The organism is Klenkia sesuvii (assembly GCF_037083825.1).
GTDB classification, from domain to species: domain Bacteria; phylum Actinomycetota; class Actinomycetes; order Mycobacteriales; family Geodermatophilaceae; genus Klenkia; species Klenkia sesuvii.
The window spans coordinates 71,484-86,731 of record NZ_JBAPLU010000011.1; the positions used below are offsets into that span (position 1 = coordinate 71,484).

Sequence of the window (15,248 nt, forward strand, 5' to 3'; positions counted from 1 at the left end):
TCCCGCCCCCGACGACAGGTTCCGGGTGACCGGGGCATCATCCCCGACGCGGTGCCCGCCTTCGCGATGGCCCCGCGCGGGCCACGGTGCGACGAGGGCGGCCGCCACGCGAAACGAGGCCGGCGATGGCCCCCATCCCCAGGAGCACTGCGCTGAGCAGCGCGAGGGCCCCGACCGGCGTTCCCGTGGTGGCCAGGTGGTGCCCCGCGCTCGTGTCCGGGGACGTCGTTGACCGTGGTGCGCCAGCAGCGCTCGACGCCGTGCCACCAGGATCGGCCCCGGGTGAGCTGGTGGCTGCCGGTGTGCTTGCAGGGGCGCCGGGGCTGGAGCCGCCCGCGGTTGCACCGCCGGTGGTCGGGGAGCTTCCGCCGGCCGTGGTCGTCGGACTCGACCCTGTGGCCGGCGGAGTCGAGGACGGACCGCTGGTCGTCGCGGTGCTCAGGCCGGGTGCGGTGCTGACGTCGCTGGTGGTCGGGGCCGTGGTCGTCGGGGGCGTTGTCGAAGCGGACGTGGTCGACGGGGCGGCGGTCGACGTAGTGGTGGGAACCGGCGTCGTCGTGCCGCTGCTGGGCGTGCCGACGCCCGCCTCGTCGGACGACGAGAGGTGGCGTGAGCTCCCCGAGTACCGGGCGACGACGGTCGACGGCGCGGCCGGCACGGTGATCTCCGCACGTCCGTCGACCAGCTGACTGCTGCCCAACTCGTCATCGCCGTCGAGGAAGACGACCCGGCCCTCGGGCGTCCCGTCGTCGGACGTCACCGATGCGACGAGACGCACCCCCGACGCAGTGCTCTCGGAGGAGAGCGTCGTGGTGGACGGCGCCAGCGCGGGGAACAGCTCGCTGGAGGGGATGACGCGCAAGGTCGACGTCTCGTTGATGGCCGACGTGCCCCCGGGCGTCGTGACGACGACGTCGGAGTCGCCCGACAGGAGCGGCGTGGTGAAGGTGATCGTGTAGGGCGAGAGGATCTCGAAGGCGACGTCCTGGCCTCCGACCGTCACCTTCGTCGCTCCACCCAGACCCGAACCCGAGAGCGTCACCGGGATCCCAGGTGCATCCGTGGTGAGTCCGGGGGACACCCCGGTGACGGTTGGTGTGGGCGGCGCCGAGATCTCGCACGGCAGCCTCAGGATGATGTTCAGCGCCGGAGGCGGGATGACGTACGGACCGCCCCGTACGACGGCGGGTCGTCCGGTGTCCGGGTCCAGGCACTCGTCCGAGCTGGTCTCGACGGCGTAGAGGCCCGCGCCCACCATCCATGCGAATGCGCCGTCCGCCCCGGTGGTCTGCGGGTTGACGTGGGGGTCGATGAGCGGGCTGTCCGCGGGGAGCGGGACGTAGACGCCGTCGGCATCGCGACGCAGCACGGTCGTGACCGCACCGGCGACGGGTGTGCCGTTGACGTCGACGACGGTTCCGCTCGGGTCGATCAGCATCCCGAAGTGCCCGGTGATCTCGTCCCCGTACGCGGTCCACACCACGGCTAGGAAAAGTCCTAGGGAAGCGGCGGTGATGATGGCGGCCGCGGCCACAGGATTGAATGCGAGGAGAATGCCGATCTGGGCATAGGCCATCATGGCTTTCAGGAGCATCAATCTGAACTTCTGCGATTCCGTGAAGTTCCCGGGAATCTCGGAGACGGCGTCGGTTGCCTTGTCCAGCCCAGCGGCCACCAAGGTCAGACCGAAGGCCCTAGAAGCGGTCACCTTGCAGGCGACGTCTCCTGCGCCGCAGTCGACGAGGTCGAAGTTCAACTGGATCAAGCTGTCGGCGATGGCCGTCATGTCGATCGCGTCGAGGATCGGGTCCACGTCGATGCCCGCGTTGTAGTCCCATCCCTGCGGGGTGTGACCACCCCCCGTCACCACAGAGGTCGTCACGCCGTACCCGCGGCGCGGCACGACGGTCACCGGGACGGTGCTCGGTCCTGTGCTCGGCGTCAGCGCGGGGCAGGGAGCTGCGACCGTGAGCTGGCTCGGGGAGTCGACCGAGACGATCCGGGCGGGCTCGGTGCCGAACAGGACGACGGTCCGGTCGTCGAGCCCCGACCCGTTGACCGTCACCAAGCCGTCGGTCGTGCAGTCCGTCGGGCTCACGCGTGGCGGAGCCATGAAGGTGAAGGTGCCCAGGGGGACGCGCGACCCGTCGGCGAGGATCCCGACGACACCCGCGTCGCCACGTCCTGCAGGGCTGGTGACGGTGTACGCCGACCCGTCACGCCGGAGGTCGGTGCCCGGGACCCCGGCGAACTCGACACGCACGACGGGCGAGTCGGTCGCCACGCGGAAGGTGACCGGGGTACCACCGGTGTCCGGTCCTCCTCCGGGCACGAGTCTCGGAGCAGAGCTGTTGGGGCACGAGATGGAGTAGCTCACGTCGGCCGACCCGTGCAACGGGTGCAGCGCCGGGATCTGGCCCTCGTACGCGCCCGAACCTCGCGGGTTCTCGGTGAGGGGAACTGATCGGGTCTGCCCGGACCCGGTCTCGCGGACGGTGAGGATCCCGGACCCCTGCGCGCACCCCTTCGTGTGGAAGACGGTGGGTTGGGCCCAGTTCACGACCGGGCTGCCGGTCACGTCGCCGTCGGGGGTTTCGATGAAGCTGCCGTCGGGCAGTTCTGCCGCGGTGAGGTTCACCGTGAGCGGGATGAGGCGTCCGTCGTCCGGCACGACGAGCGAGGTCTCGCCGCTGTCGGCCTCGCTCGCGTACCCGCTCGAGGGAGGGAACGCCGTGACCCGGTACGGGCCGGCGTCGAGCGCCAACGTGAACGTCCCGTTGGCCCCCGTCGTCGTCGTCCGGCAGACGTTCGCCGGATCGCACGCCTGGACGGTCGACCCCGGGACCCCGCCGTCGAACTGCACCGTGCCGCGGACGACGCTCCCGGTCGGCGTGAGGCCCCGCGCGAAGTGGGCGGCGATGCGTTCCGGGGCGAGGGCGGTGGGGTAGACAGCCAGCTCGTCGATCGCGCCGGCCGTGGTGCTTCGCAGTCCGGTCCCGGTCGAGGACCCGGGCACGGGGCTGATCGACTCCGCCACCTGGGCTCCGTCGACGAACAGCCGCATCGTCGTCGTGGGGGCGTCGTAGGTGTACGCGACCTGGTGCCACGCTCCGTCGGTGAGGATGCCGAGTTGACCGTCAGCGCGGATGAGCTGTTGCGTCGTGGTGGTCAGCACGAGGGCGCTGCCCCCGATGCAGGAGTTGTCCACGTTGAGGTGGAGCCCGGCGAAGTCGAGGAAGAAGGCGTAGGGGCAGATGCTGCCCTCCGGGATGGTGCCCTGGACCCAGAACTCGACGGTCTGCGACTGTCCCCGCTGCGGGAGCCCGGCCGTGGAGGCCGACAGCGCTTCGGCGTTGGAGTCGGCCAGCAGCCCCGACGCCCCAGGTCCCGTGGCGCCGGGGATGCTGGTCGACGTGACGGTGCGTGCCCCGGCGAAGCAGGTGGGCGACGCGTCGACCGCGACACGTGCGCCAGGGGCCTCGTCCAGCGGGTAGTAGCGGACAGGGCCGTCGCTGATGACGCTCGCGCCGTAGGGGGTGCTCGGGGTGGTGCAGGCGGCGGAACCCAGGAGCCCGGCGGAGAAGTGGCGGGCGATGCGCTCCGGCTCGAGGGCTCGCGAGTAGACGGCCACCTCGTCGATGGCCCCGGCCGTGGTGCTCCGGAGACCGGTCCCGACGGATGACCCGGTCATCCTGGTGATGGCCTCGGCGACCTGGACACCGTCGACGAACAGGCGTGCCGTCGTGGTGGGCGCGTCGTAGCTGTAGGCGATCTGGTGCCACGCCCCGTCGGTGAGGCGACCGAGTTGCCCGTTCGCGCGGATCACTTCCTGGGTGGCCGACGAGAGACGCAGCGCGGCTTCGCCGATGCACGGGTTGTCGACGGTGAGCCCGAGGCCGTCGTAGTCCAGGTAGGTGGCGGTGGGGCAGATGGTCCCCGGCGGGATGGTGCCCTGGACCCACATCTCGACGGTCTGCGATTCTCCGCGCCCCGGGAGTCCGTCCGTCGACGCGGTCAGGGCGCCGGACGCGGGGTCGGCCTGGAGCCCCGAACGGCCAGCCCCCGTGGCACCCGGGATGTTCGTGGCATCCGCTGTGCGGGCGCCGTTGTGGCAGCTGTCCGATGCATCTACCGCGACTCGGGAACCGCTGGGTTCGTCGAGGGGGTAGTAACGGTCCGGTCGGTCCTCGAGGACGCTCGACCGGTAGGCGTCCGACGTGGCAGTGGGGCACGCGGTTGCCACGCCCAGGGCGGCGGTGAAGTGGGAGGCGAGCCTGTCTGCTGCCAGGGCGGACGGGTAGACGGCCAACTCATCCACGCGCCAGAACGAGGTGACGGCGAGATCGGGTCTGGTTCGCGGACCCAGATCGGCCTCGGCCGCCGCGACCTGACGAGCATCGACGAAGAGACGAGCAGTCCCGGTGGGCGCATCGAAGGTGTACGCGATCTGGTGCCATTCGTCGTCGGAGAGCGTGCCGAGTTGGCCGTCCGCGGCGACGACCTGGCCCGCGGGGCTGGTGAGGCGCAGTGCGCCGGACCCGATGCATCCGTTGTCGACCGCGAGGGTGAGCCCGGCGACGTCCAGGAACGGGGCGCTCGGGCAGATGCTGTCCGGCGCGAAGGACCCCTTGACCCACAACTCGACGGTCTGGGACTCGTCGCTCGCGGGGAGGCCGCTCGTCGGGACGGTCAGCAACGGCGACGTGCCACCGAACCCCGTGCTGCTGTCTGGGTCACCCAGAAGAGCGCCGGGGGTGCCGTGCACCGCATCGGCGGCGAACGTGCCATCGTTCCCGTTGCCCTTGGAGTCGGTTGCCCGGTCCCCGGCGTCGGACATGCGGAAGTGCGCGACCGGGTCGTCCTCCTGCACGACCGCGGCGTAGTCGGTCATCGCTGCGGCCGACGGCGTGGGAGCCACCAGCAACCCGCCGACCACGAGGGCCGCTGATGCTGTCGCCGTGACAATCCAAACGCGCGCCGACGAACGACGACCCCCCCGAGGCATGCGCGGGAGTGAAACACCTGTTGCGCAGCTGAGGGAGTCCTTCGAGCGCGGGGTGATGGACTAGTTCGTACCGTAAAGTCGAATGGTCGGCGCCGTCGGCCCGCCCTGGGTGAAGCTCAGACGGCGCGCAGGGACGCCGACGGGTCCCGGTCACCCCGGCCGCGCAACGGACCCGACACCCGGGCCAGGACGTCGAGGGCGGCGCGCACCTCGCCGGCCGGCCGGGTGAAGGGCAGTCGGAGGTGGTCGTCGAACGCCGCGCCGGTGCCGAAGGCCCGGCCCTCGGCCACCCGCACGCCCTCGACCAGCGCCGCCCGGGCCACCGCGGCCGAGCTCAGGCCGGCCGGCAGCCGGCACCACAGGGCCAGCCCGCCGGTGGCCGGGTAGGGCGTCCAGTCGGGCAGCTGCTGGGCCAGCGAGGCGGTGAGGACGTCGCGGGCGGCCCGCAGCTCGGCGCGACGGTCGGCCAGCACCCGGGGCAGGTCGGCGACCAGGAAGGTGGCGGTGAGCTGGTCGAGCACGCCGACGGTGAGCTGCCGCTGGGCGTAGGTGTCGGCCAGCCGGGCGGCGAGCGCTGCGTCGGTGCGCAACCAGCCCACCCGCAGCCCGCCCCACACCGACTTGGACAGCCCCCCGACGGTGATGGTGGCGGTGTCGGGCACCCCGGCGGCGAACGGCGGCGGGTCGTCGGCGTCGTCGTCGAGCTGCAGACCGCTGGTCACCTCGTCGACGAGGGTCACCGTGCCCTGCTGCCAGAGCGTGGCGGCCAGCCGGCGGCGGGCGGTGGCCGAGAGCGTCGCGCCGGTCGGGTTGGAGTGGTCGGGCATCAGGTAGGCCATCCGTGGCGCGCTCTGCCGGGCCGCGGCGTGCGCGGCCTGCACCAGCGCGTCGGGGTCGGCCGGGTCGACGGGCACCGGCACCGGTTGGGCGCCGAGGTCGTCGAGGAGCTTGATCGCACCCGGGTAGGTGGGGTGCTCGACCAGCACCCGGTCGCCGGGGGAGAGCAGCGCGCCGGTGACCAGCCCGACGGCGTCCATCACCCCGGCGGTGACCACGACCTGGTCGGCGTCGGTGGGCAGCCCGCGGGCGGTGAACCGGTCGGCGACCGCCTGGCGCAGCGCCGGCAGGCCGTCGGGGTGGTAGCCGGAGTCGGTCAGCGCACCGGGCAGCAGCTCGAGCGCACGGGTGTAGGCCGGCAGCAGGTGCGCCGAGGCAGGGGGAGCGGCGTGCGCGAGGTTGATGACCCCGTCGGCGTCGCGCGGCAGCGGCCACTCCACGACCGGGGTGCGGGGCAGCTCGGTGACCGTGCCCGAGCCGTGCCGGGTGCGCGCGTAGCCCTCCTCGCGCAGCGCGCGGTAGGCACTGGCGACGGTGACCCGGCTGACGCCGAGGGCCTCGGCCAGCTCGCGCTCGGCCGGCAGCCGGGTGCCGACCGGGAGGGCGCCCGTGCTGAGCAGCTCCTGCACCCGGGTGGCCAGCGCGGCGTACCGCGGGCCGGGGTGGCCGGCCGGGTCACCGAGCAGGGCGGCGAGCTCGTGCACCCGGGTGGACTGCTCGGCGGTGATTGGCATGGGTCCACCATGCCGGAGTGGACCGCCTGTGACCAGTCCTTCGTGGGTCATCGTGGGTCCATGACCACAGGTGGAGTTCTCGTCCTGCTGTTCCTGCTCGGCTGCGGCGCCCTGTCGGTGACCACGCTGGTGATCGCCGTCCGGGGTGGGCGCGGTCCGGCCGACCCGCCGCGCAGCCACCCGGGGCCGGCCCAGGCGTGGCCGCAGCCGCGCGGCGTCGTCCACCGAACCGCCCCCGTGCCCACCCGCGAGCCCGCTGCGCGCGAACCGGCCCCGCGCGACCCCGCCCCGGCGTTCGTCCCCCACGCGGCCCGCTGACGCCCCCTGGTCGGGTGTGGATCAGCTGGGTTCACCAGTGGCCGTCGTGGCTCACCGGCGTCGGTGAGCCAGGGGGGCCGTGGCTGAACCCAGCTGATCTACGCCGGGCCGGAGCATGATCCACGCCCAGGCGCGGGGCTCAGCGGCGCAGGAGGCGGGCGGTGACCGCGAGGGCGGCAGCCGCCGTCCACACCGCGCGCGAGAGGGCGACCGCCCGGTCGACGTCGGCGCGCTCGGGGGCCCGGCCCTCGCCCATCGTCGGGCGGTGCTCCACGCGGCTGCCGTAGACGTTCGTCCCGCCCAACTGCAGGCCCAGGGCGCCGGCGGCGGCCGCCTCGCAGCGCCCGGAGTTGGGGCTGGGGTGGGCGCCGCCGTCCCGCCGCCAGGTCCGCCGGGCGCCGGACGCCGACCCGCCCACCAGCGGCGCGACGGCCACGGTCAGCGCGGCGGTGAGCCGGGCGGGCACCCAGTTGGCGACGTCGTCGGCCCGGGCCGACGCCCAGCCGAAGCGGGCGTAGCGGGGCGACCGGTACCCGACCATCGCGTCGAGGGTGTTCACCGCGCGGTAGGCCAGCAGCCCCGGCACCCCGGCCACCGCGCCCCACACCAGCGGCGCCACCGCGGCGTCGGAGGTGTTCTCGGCGACCGACTCCACCGTCGCCCGCACCAGCTCGGCCTCGCCCAGGGTCGACGGGTCGCGCCCGGCCAGCGTCGGCAGGTGGGCGCGGGCGGCCGGCAGGTCGTCGAGCAGCTCGGCCATGCGGGTCCCGGCGCGGCCCAGCGAGGTGCCGCCGAGCACCGCCCAGGTGGCCAGTGCGGTGGCCGCCGTCCGGGCGAGGGGGTGGCGGGGGGTGGGGACCGCGGCCAGCGGCAGCACCAGCGCCGCCCAGTGCAGGGCCCCCGCCGTCCGGGAGTCGCGCCAGGTGACCCGCTCGAGGGCGGCGGCCGCCCGGCCGAACCCGGCGACCGGGTGCCCGCGGCGCGGGTCGCCGAACGCCAGGTCGGCGGCGGCACCCAGCGCGATCCCGGCGGCTCCGGCGACGTCCACGACCGGCCATGGTGCCAACTACGATCAGCGCCCATGCGCTTGCCCGGCCGTTACGACGGCGTCGCCCGGCCGATCGTCACCTACGGCACCAACCCGGTGCTGCACCGACGCTGCGCCGACGTGACCACCTTCGACCGCGACCTGCGGCACCTGGTGCTGGACATGTTCGCCTCGATGCAGGCCGCCGACGGCGTGGGCCTGGCCGCCAACCAGATCGGCGTCGACGCCCGGGTGTTCGTCATCGACTGCCCCGACGCGCAGGGGAACGACGTCGTCGGCTACGTCTGCAACCCGGTCCTGACGATCCTCGAGCCGCTGGACGACGAGCCCGAGGTCGAGCGCACCGAGGAGGGCTGTCTCTCGGTGCCCGGGCCCTACGCCGAGCTCGACCGCGCCTTCCGCGCCCGGGTCGACGGCGTCGACGCGCACGGCGACCCCACCTCCATCGAGGCCACCGGCATGGCCGCACGCTGCCTGCAGCACGAGGTCGACCACCTCGACGGCACCGTCTACGTCGACCGGCTGCCCGCCGAGCTGCGCGAGCAGCTGCTGGCCGAGGCCGCGGGCCCGCAGGGGGACCTCCCCGCGTGACCGGCCCCCGCGTCGTCGTGGTGGGCGTCGGCGCCGACGGGTGGGACGGGTTGCCACCGCTCTCCCGCGCCGCCGTCGAGGGCGCCGACGTGCTGGTCGGCAGCGCCCGCCAGCTCGACCTCGTGCCGGGTGGCGTCGCCGAGCGCCGACCCTGGCCGTCGCCGCTCGTGCCGGCGATCCCCGGGCTGTTCGCGGAGCTGGCGGGCCGCGCGGTCGTCGTCCTCGCGTCGGGGGACCCGATGCTGTCGGGCATCGGCACCACGCTGGCGCGCGAGCTCGGCGCCGACGCCGTGCGGGTGCTGCCCGCCCCGTCGTCGGTCTCGCTGGCCTGCGCCCGGCTGGGCTGGGCCGTCGAGGACACGCAGGTCGTGTCGCTGGTCGGCCGCCCGGTCGAGCTGCTGCACCCGCACGTGCACCCGGGCCGCCGGTTGCTGGTCCTGGGGTCGGACGGCGGCACCCCGGCCGCCGTCGCCGCGCTGCTCACCGCGCGGGGCTACGGGGAGTCGGTGGTCACCGTCCTCGCCGCGCTCGGCGGTCCGGAGGAGGCGATGACCACCGGGACGGCGGCCGCCTGGGCCGACCGCACCCACCCGCTGGTCGTCACCGCGGTCGAGTGCCGGGGTTCCGCGCTGCTGCCCACCACCCCCGGGTTGCCCGACGACGCCTTCGAGCACGACGGTCAGCTGACCAAGAGCGAGGTGCGCGCGGTGACGCTGGCCCGGCTCGCCCCGGTGCCCGGCCAGGTGCTGTGGGACGTCGGCGCCGGCTCGGGCTCGATCGGGATCGAGTGGATGCGGGTGCACCCGTCGTCCCGGGCGGTCGCGGTCGAACCCGTCGCCGAGCGGGCCGCCCGCATCACCCGCAACGCGGCCGCCCTGGGCGTGCCCGGCCTGCAGGTGGTGCACGGCCGGGCGCCCGAGGCGCTGGCCGGGCTGCCCGCGCCCGACGCGGTGTTCGTGGGCGGCGGGGCCACCACGCCGCTGCTGCTCGACGCCTGCTGGGACGCCCTGGCCCCCGGCGGCCGGCTCGTGGTGAACGCGGTGACCGTGCAGAGCGAGGCCGTGCTGGCCGACTGGCAGTCCCGGTACGGCGGGGCGATGGTCCGGCTGGCCGTGCAGCGCGCCGAACCCGTCGGCGGCTTCCTCGGCTGGAGGGCGGCCATGCCCGTGACCATCTGGAGCGGCACGCGGTGACCGTCCACTTCATCGGGGCCGGACCCGGGGCCGCCGACCTCATGACCCTGCGGGGGGCGCGTTTGATCGCGTCGGCGCCCGTCGTGCTGTACGCGGGGGCGCTCGTGCCGCGCGAGCTGCTGGACACCGCGCGCCCGGACGCCCGGCTGGTCGACACCGCCGACCTCGACCTCGACGCCATCACCGCAGAGCTGGTCGGCGCGCACGCCGCCGGCCACGACGTCGCCCGGCTGCACTCCGGCGACCCGTCGGTGTACAGCGCGGTGGCCGAGCAGATGCGCCGGCTCGACGCGGCCGGGGTGCCCTACGACGTGGTCCCCGGCGTGCCCGCGTTCGCCGCCGCCGCGGCGACGCTGAAGCGCGAGCTCACCGTGCCCGGGGTCGGCCAGACGGTCGTGCTCACCCGCACCTCGGCCCGCTCCACGCCGATGCCGCCGGGGGAGGAGCTCGCCGCCTACGCCGCCACCGGCGCCACCCTCGTGCTGCACCTGGCCGTGCAGCGCATCGCCGAGCTGGCCCCGCAGCTGGCCGAGCACTACGGCCCCGACGGCCCGGTCGCGGTGGTCGCCCGGGCCTCCCGCGCCGACGAGCTGGTGCTGCGCGGCACGCTGGCCGACATCGCCGACCAGGTCGCCGCGGCGGGCGTCGTCCGGACGGCGGTGGTCGTGGTCGGGCCGGTGCTGACCGCGGCGGCCTTCCCCGACAGCCACCTGTACTCCACGACCCGCTGTCGATGATCCTGCTGCTGGGCGGCACCGGGGAGGCCCGTCAGCTGGCCGCGGCGCTGGTGGCCGACGGCGTCGAGGTCGTGTCGTCGCTGGCCGGGCGGCTGGCCGACCCGCAGCTGCCCGCCGGCGAGGTGCGGGTCGGTGGCTTCGGCGGGGTGGACGGGCTCGGCGCGTGGCTGCGCGAGCACCGACCCGACGTCGTCGTCGACGCCACCCACCCCTTCGCCGCCGGCATGACCGCCCACGCCGTCGCGGCGTGCGCGGCCACCGGCACCCGGTTGCTGCGCCTGCAGCGGCCGGGCTGGACGGCGGGCCCCGGTGACGACTGGCGGTGGGCGGACTCCCTGGCGCAGGCCGCCGGGATGGTGCACGGCACGGTCCTCCTGACCACCGGCCGGCAGGGCGTCGGTGCGTTCGCCGGGCTGCCGGGCCGGGTGCTGGTGCGCTGCGTCGACCCGCCGACCGACCCGCTGCCGGCCGGAGCGGTGCTGCTGCTGGCCCGCGGCCCGTTCGCCGTGGAGGACGAGCTGGCGCTCATGCGGGAGCATGCGGTCGACGTCGTCGTGAGCAAGGACTCGGGAGGGCCCATGACCGCGGCCAAGCTGGTCGCCGCCCGCGAGCTGGGCATCCCGGTGGTGCTGGTGCGTCGACCGCCGCTGCCCCCCGGGGTGCCGGTGGTCGCGTCGGTGGAGGAGGCCCTGCGGTGGGTGGGGGGCCGCGCGGGATGAGGCCCCTGACGCTCCTGGACCTCGACGGGACGCTGGTGGACTCCGCGCCGGGTATCCACGCCTCCATCCGGTTCGCCGCAGCCGAGCTGGGGGTGCCGGCGCCGACGCCCGAGCAGCTCACCGCCATGGTCGGGCCGCCGCTGCAGGACGGCTTCGCCACCGTCCTGGGGCTGGGCCCGGTGGACGTCGACCGCGCCGTGGCCGCCTACCGGGCGCACTACACGGCGGGCGCGATGTTCGACGCGCCCGTCTACCCGGGCGTCGCCGAGCTCCTGGCGCGGCTGCGCGCCGACGGCCAGTTGCTGGCCGTCGCCACCTCCAAGCCGGTGGAGTTCGCCCGCCGGGTCCTCGAGCACGTCGGCCTGGCCGACGCGGTCGACGGCGTCCACGGGGCGTCCATGGACGGACGCGTGCGGCACAAGCAGCAGGTCGTCGCGCTCGCGCTGGCCGGGCACCCGGACGGCGACCGCCCGGTGCTGGTCGGCGACCGCGCGCAGGACGTCGTCGGGGCCCGGGTGCACGGGGTGCCCTGCGTCGGCGCCGGGTGGGGCCCGGCCCGGCCGGGGGAGCTGGTCCAGGCCGGTGCGGCGGTCGTCGTCACCACCCCGGCCGAGGTGCCCGCCGCGCTGGTCGCGCTCCGGGACTGACCCGGGCGGGTGATCACCCGCCCGGGGACTGTTCGGCAGGCCCTGCCCGGCCGATCACCAGGTCGACGGGGAACGCACACGTGCCCCACAGGGAGGTGGAGCGTGGCGGTGGAGCTGCCGGTGACCGGCGCGCCCGTCGACGTCGTGGCCGGTGCGGAGATCCTCACCGGCCACGTGGTGCAGCTGCACCGGGGCGCGGTCGTCGTCGAGCTGCCGTTCGAGCCGGCGCAGACCGAACCGCTGCGGCTGTACTGGTCGGCACCCGGGGGCGTGCACACCGTGCCGGCCCGCCTGGCGCTGCGCTGGCCGGTCCGCACCGGTGTGCGGTGGCAGCTGCTGCCCGCGGGTTCCGCGGAGCGGGGCAACCGGCGCGACGCCGTCCGGGCGCCCCTGCGGCTGAAGCTGCAGATGACCGAACCGGCCACGGGCTCGGTGTTCCGCGGTCGGACCACCGACCTGAGCGAGGCCGGCCTGCGCGGCCGGTTCGAACCGGGGGCCCAGGCGCCGACCGAGGGCTCGGCGGTGGAGATCGGGTTGCTGCTGCGCGGGGCGGTGTTCCCGGCCGCCGGCACGCTGCAGACCGTGATCGGCGACGAGACCGGCTGGGACGTCGCGGTGGCCTTCGTCGACCTCCCCGAGAGCATGGCCGACCTGCTGCGTGCCCAGGTGTTCGCGGCGCTGCGGGAGCAGCGGCGGCTCAGCCTGCTGTGACCCGCGCGGGCCGGCGGTCGCGCACCAGCCCGGCGACCGCGGTCAGCGCCAGCACGACCACGACCGCCCCGTAGACCTCGGCGACCGTGGTGAGCCCCCACGGGCCGATCGCCAGCCCGGCCCCGATCGCGGGCAGGCTGAAGGCGAGGTAGCTGACGGTGAACACCGCCGACAGCAGCCCGGCGCGCTGGCGGGGGTCGACGCCCCGGGTGGCGGTGGCCATCGCGCCCAGGAACGCCGCGCCGAACCCGAATCCCGACACCACCGCGGCCACGAAGAACGCGGCCAGCGACCCGGTGGCCAGGGCGGTGATCGTGCCGGCGACCCCCGCGACGAAGACGAGCGCCCCGGTGACCATGCCGGTCGACGGCGTCAGCCCCCGGGTGGTCAGCGACCCGACGATCCCCGTGCCGTTGAGGGCCAGGATGAGCAGGCCGCCGGCCACGTGGTTCTCCACGCCGTACACGCCGGCGACCAGCGACGGGCCGAGCGAGGCGTAGAGCCCGCCCAGCGCCCAGGTGGCGGCCAGGCAGGGCAGGACGACGAGGAAGGCGCGGCGGCTGGTGCGCGGCACGTGCACGCTGGGCCGCAGCGACGCCCACGCCCCCGGCACCCGGGGCGAGGACTCGGGCAGCGCGACCCACACCGCGACCGCGGCGAGCACGAACACGGCGGTCAGGACGCCGAACACCCAGGCGCCCGGGCTGGTCAGCACCTGCACGGCGATCGAGGCCCCCAGCGCGCCCACCGACAGCCCGAGCCCGGGCGAGGCCGAGTTGATGAGCGGGCCCAGCGGGCGCTCGGGGTGCTGCAGGTCGAGCAGGGCAGCCCCGAAGGCACCGGTCATCGCGCCGGTGGCGACCCCCTGGACGACGCGGGCGACGACCAGCCACGCCACGCCGTCGGCCGCCGCGAACAGCCCCATCGCGGCGGCCTCGACCAGCAGGGCCACCGCCAGCACCGGTCGCCGTCCGACGTGGTCGCTCAGCGCGCCGACCGTCAGCAGCGCCGCGAGCAGGGCGAAGGCGTACACGGCGAAGACGAGGGTGAGCGTCCCCGTGCCGAAGCCGAACTCGGCGGCGTAGACCCGGTAGAGCGGGGACGGGACGCCGGAGGCCGCGAGCACCAGCACCAGCAGCACCGCCACCGACCAGAACGCCACGGGCCGGGAGGAGGTGTGCACGTCCCCTCCGAGCACCCGGGGGCCCCGATGTGTTCCCGACCCGGCGGGCCTGCGAGCCGGGCAGCCGCTGTGCGGGGGCTGTGCGAACGTGTGACGGTCCGTCCCGCCCGCCCGGGTGACCGAAGGAGACCACGATGAGCCGGACGTCCCCGACCGCCGACCCGGAGCGACGCTCCTCGGGCCTGTCCGGGCTCATGCGCCCGGTCAACTCCGTCGTCGAGAGGTACATCCCCAGCGCGCTGGTCTTCGCGGTGGTGCTGACCTTCGTCGTGGCGCTGCTGGCGCTGCTGCTGACCGACGTCGGGGTCGGCGGGCTGATCACCGGCTGGGGCGACGGGCTCTCCGGGCTCCTGGCGTTCATGACCCAGATGGCGCTGATCCTGCTGCTCGGGCACACGCTGGCCAACACCGGCCCGGTCCGCCGGCTGCTCGCGCGGCTGGGCGGGGTGCCGCGCAGCACCGCGCAGGCCTACGTCTTCGTCTTCGTGGTCGCGGCCCTGGCCTCGCTGATCACCTGGGGGCTGGGGCTGGTCGTCGGTGCGCTGCTGGCCAAGGAGGTGGCCGCCCAGGGCCGCGAGAAGGGGCTGCGGCTGCACTTCCCGCTGCTGGTCGCGGCCGGGTACTCCGGCTACGTCATCTGGCACATGGGCTACTCCGGCTCCGGCCCGCTGACGGCGGCCACCGAGGGGTCCTTCCTGGCCGAGCCGCTGGGCCGCACGGTCCCGGTCACCGAGACCATCTTCACCTGGTGGAACCTCACCGCCGCGGCGGTCACCATCGTGGTGGTGGCGGGTGCGATGGCGCTGGTGGCGCCCAAGCGGGACGACGCCGTCGTCGAGCTGCAGTTCGACGCCCGGGGCACCGACGCCGTCGACCTGGACGACGAGGTCGTCACCCCGGCCGACCGGGTGGACGGCAGCCGGGTCCTCACCCTGCTGGTGGGCCTCGCGCTGGTCGCCTACCTGGTCATCCACTACGCGCAGGGCGGCACGGCCACGCTGGACATCGTCAACTGGACGTTCCTGGCGCTGATCTTCCTGCTGGTGCGCAACCCCTTCGAGCTGGTCGCCCTCGTCCGCAACGCGGCCGCCAACGTCGGGGAGATCCTGCTGCAGTTCCCGCTCTACGCCGGGATCATGGGCATCATGTCGGCCTCCGGGCTGATCACGGTCTTCTCCGACGCGGTGGTCGGGATCTCCGGGCCGGCCACGTTCGGGGTGCTGGCGTTCCTGGCCGCGGGGTTGGTGAACTTCTTCGTGCCCTCGGGGGGCGGCCAGTTCGCCGTCCAGGGACCGGTCTTCCTCGACGCGGCGCAGCAGCTGGGCATCGACCCCTCCGTCGCGATCATGGCCATCGCGTACGGCGACCAGTGGACGAACATGGTCCAGCCGTTCTGGGCGCTCCCGGTGCTGGCCATCGCCGGGCTCAAGATGCGCGACATCCTGGGCTACACGATGGTCACCCTGATCGCGTCCGGGGTGGTCTTCGCGACCACCCTGCTGCTGCTCGGGCTCGCGGCCTGAGC

12 protein-coding genes and 1 pseudogene are annotated in these 15,248 nt (G+C 74.8%); 8 read left to right on the forward strand and 5 right to left on the reverse strand.

Features of this window, described 5'->3' with window-relative positions:
* Nucleotides 1-37: 37 nt before the first annotated feature.
* The 3 genes and pseudogenes from TEK04_RS12435 to yczR all read right to left on the reverse strand — a co-directional run bounded on the left by TEK04_RS12435 (nucleotide 38) and on the right by yczR (nucleotide 6,576).
* Complete coding sequence (locus TEK04_RS12435; RefSeq protein ID WP_336404658.1) at nucleotides 38-2,764, reverse strand: Ig-like domain repeat protein; 2,727 nt, start codon at nucleotides 2,762-2,764, stop codon at nucleotides 38-40.
* A 162-nt stretch (nucleotides 2,765-2,926) separates the two neighbouring features.
* Nucleotides 2,927-5,005: pseudogene (locus tag TEK04_RS21380) on the reverse strand (LamG-like jellyroll fold domain-containing protein); the annotation flags it as partial.
* A 116-nt stretch (nucleotides 5,006-5,121) separates the two neighbouring features.
* Nucleotides 5,122-6,576 carry a MocR-like transcription factor YczR gene (gene yczR / locus TEK04_RS12440; protein WP_336404659.1) on the reverse strand — a complete coding sequence of 485 codons (1,455 nt, stop codon included), beginning with the start codon at nucleotides 6,574-6,576 and terminating at the stop codon, nucleotides 5,122-5,124.
* A gap of 60 nt (nucleotides 6,577-6,636) precedes the next feature.
* Between yczR and TEK04_RS12445 the strand changes: the two genes are divergently transcribed.
* A complete protein-coding gene (locus TEK04_RS12445; RefSeq protein ID WP_336404660.1) occupies nucleotides 6,637-6,894 on the forward strand; it encodes a hypothetical protein in 258 nt (85 codons plus the stop codon).
* 139 nt (nucleotides 6,895-7,033) lie between these two features.
* Here the strand turns inward: TEK04_RS12445 and TEK04_RS12450 are convergent, their stop codons facing one another.
* A complete protein-coding gene (locus tag TEK04_RS12450) occupies nucleotides 7,034-7,942 on the reverse strand; it encodes a cobalamin biosynthesis protein (protein ID WP_336404661.1) in 909 nt (302 codons plus the stop codon).
* A 33-nt stretch (nucleotides 7,943-7,975) separates the two neighbouring features.
* On the opposite strand from TEK04_RS12450, the gene def reads away from it, so the two are divergent.
* From def to TEK04_RS12480, 6 genes are all read left to right on the forward strand, one after another.
* Nucleotides 7,976-8,533, forward strand: coding sequence for a peptide deformylase (gene def, locus TEK04_RS12455; protein ID WP_336404662.1), 558 nt, complete (start codon nucleotides 7,976-7,978; stop codon nucleotides 8,531-8,533).
* A complete protein-coding gene (cbiE, locus tag TEK04_RS12460; RefSeq protein ID WP_336404663.1) occupies nucleotides 8,530-9,726 on the forward strand; it encodes a precorrin-6y C5,15-methyltransferase (decarboxylating) subunit CbiE in 1,197 nt (398 codons plus the stop codon). Before def ends, cbiE begins: the two co-directional genes overlap by 4 nt.
* Complete coding sequence (gene cobM / locus TEK04_RS12465; RefSeq protein ID WP_336404664.1) at nucleotides 9,723-10,463, forward strand: precorrin-4 C(11)-methyltransferase; 741 nt, start codon at nucleotides 9,723-9,725, stop codon at nucleotides 10,461-10,463. The genes cbiE and cobM overlap by 4 nt, the downstream gene beginning before the upstream one ends.
* Nucleotides 10,460-11,182, forward strand: a complete 723-nt coding sequence (locus TEK04_RS12470; protein WP_336404665.1) for a cobalt-precorrin-6A reductase — start codon at nucleotides 10,460-10,462, stop codon at nucleotides 11,180-11,182. Before cobM ends, TEK04_RS12470 begins: the two co-directional genes overlap by 4 nt.
* Nucleotides 11,179-11,829, forward strand: coding sequence for an HAD hydrolase-like protein (locus TEK04_RS12475; protein ID WP_336404666.1), 651 nt, complete (start codon nucleotides 11,179-11,181; stop codon nucleotides 11,827-11,829). The genes TEK04_RS12470 and TEK04_RS12475 overlap by 4 nt, the downstream gene beginning before the upstream one ends.
* Before the next feature lie 102 nt (nucleotides 11,830-11,931).
* Nucleotides 11,932-12,540, forward strand: coding sequence for a PilZ domain-containing protein (locus tag TEK04_RS12480; protein WP_336404667.1), 609 nt, complete (start codon nucleotides 11,932-11,934; stop codon nucleotides 12,538-12,540).
* Here the strand turns inward: TEK04_RS12480 and TEK04_RS12485 are convergent.
* Nucleotides 12,527-13,723 carry an MFS transporter gene (locus TEK04_RS12485; RefSeq protein WP_336404668.1) on the reverse strand — a complete coding sequence of 399 codons (1,197 nt, stop codon included), beginning with the start codon at nucleotides 13,721-13,723 and terminating at the stop codon, nucleotides 12,527-12,529. The two genes, TEK04_RS12480 and TEK04_RS12485, sit on opposite strands and share 14 nt — an antisense overlap.
* Before the next feature lie 134 nt (nucleotides 13,724-13,857).
* On the opposite strand from TEK04_RS12485, the gene TEK04_RS12490 reads away from it, so the two are divergent.
* The gene (locus TEK04_RS12490; RefSeq protein ID WP_336404669.1) at nucleotides 13,858-15,246 is read left to right on the forward strand and encodes a short-chain fatty acid transporter; all 1,389 of its coding nucleotides are present in this window, start codon (nucleotides 13,858-13,860) and stop codon (nucleotides 15,244-15,246) included.
* Nucleotides 15,247-15,248 lie beyond the last annotated feature (2 nt).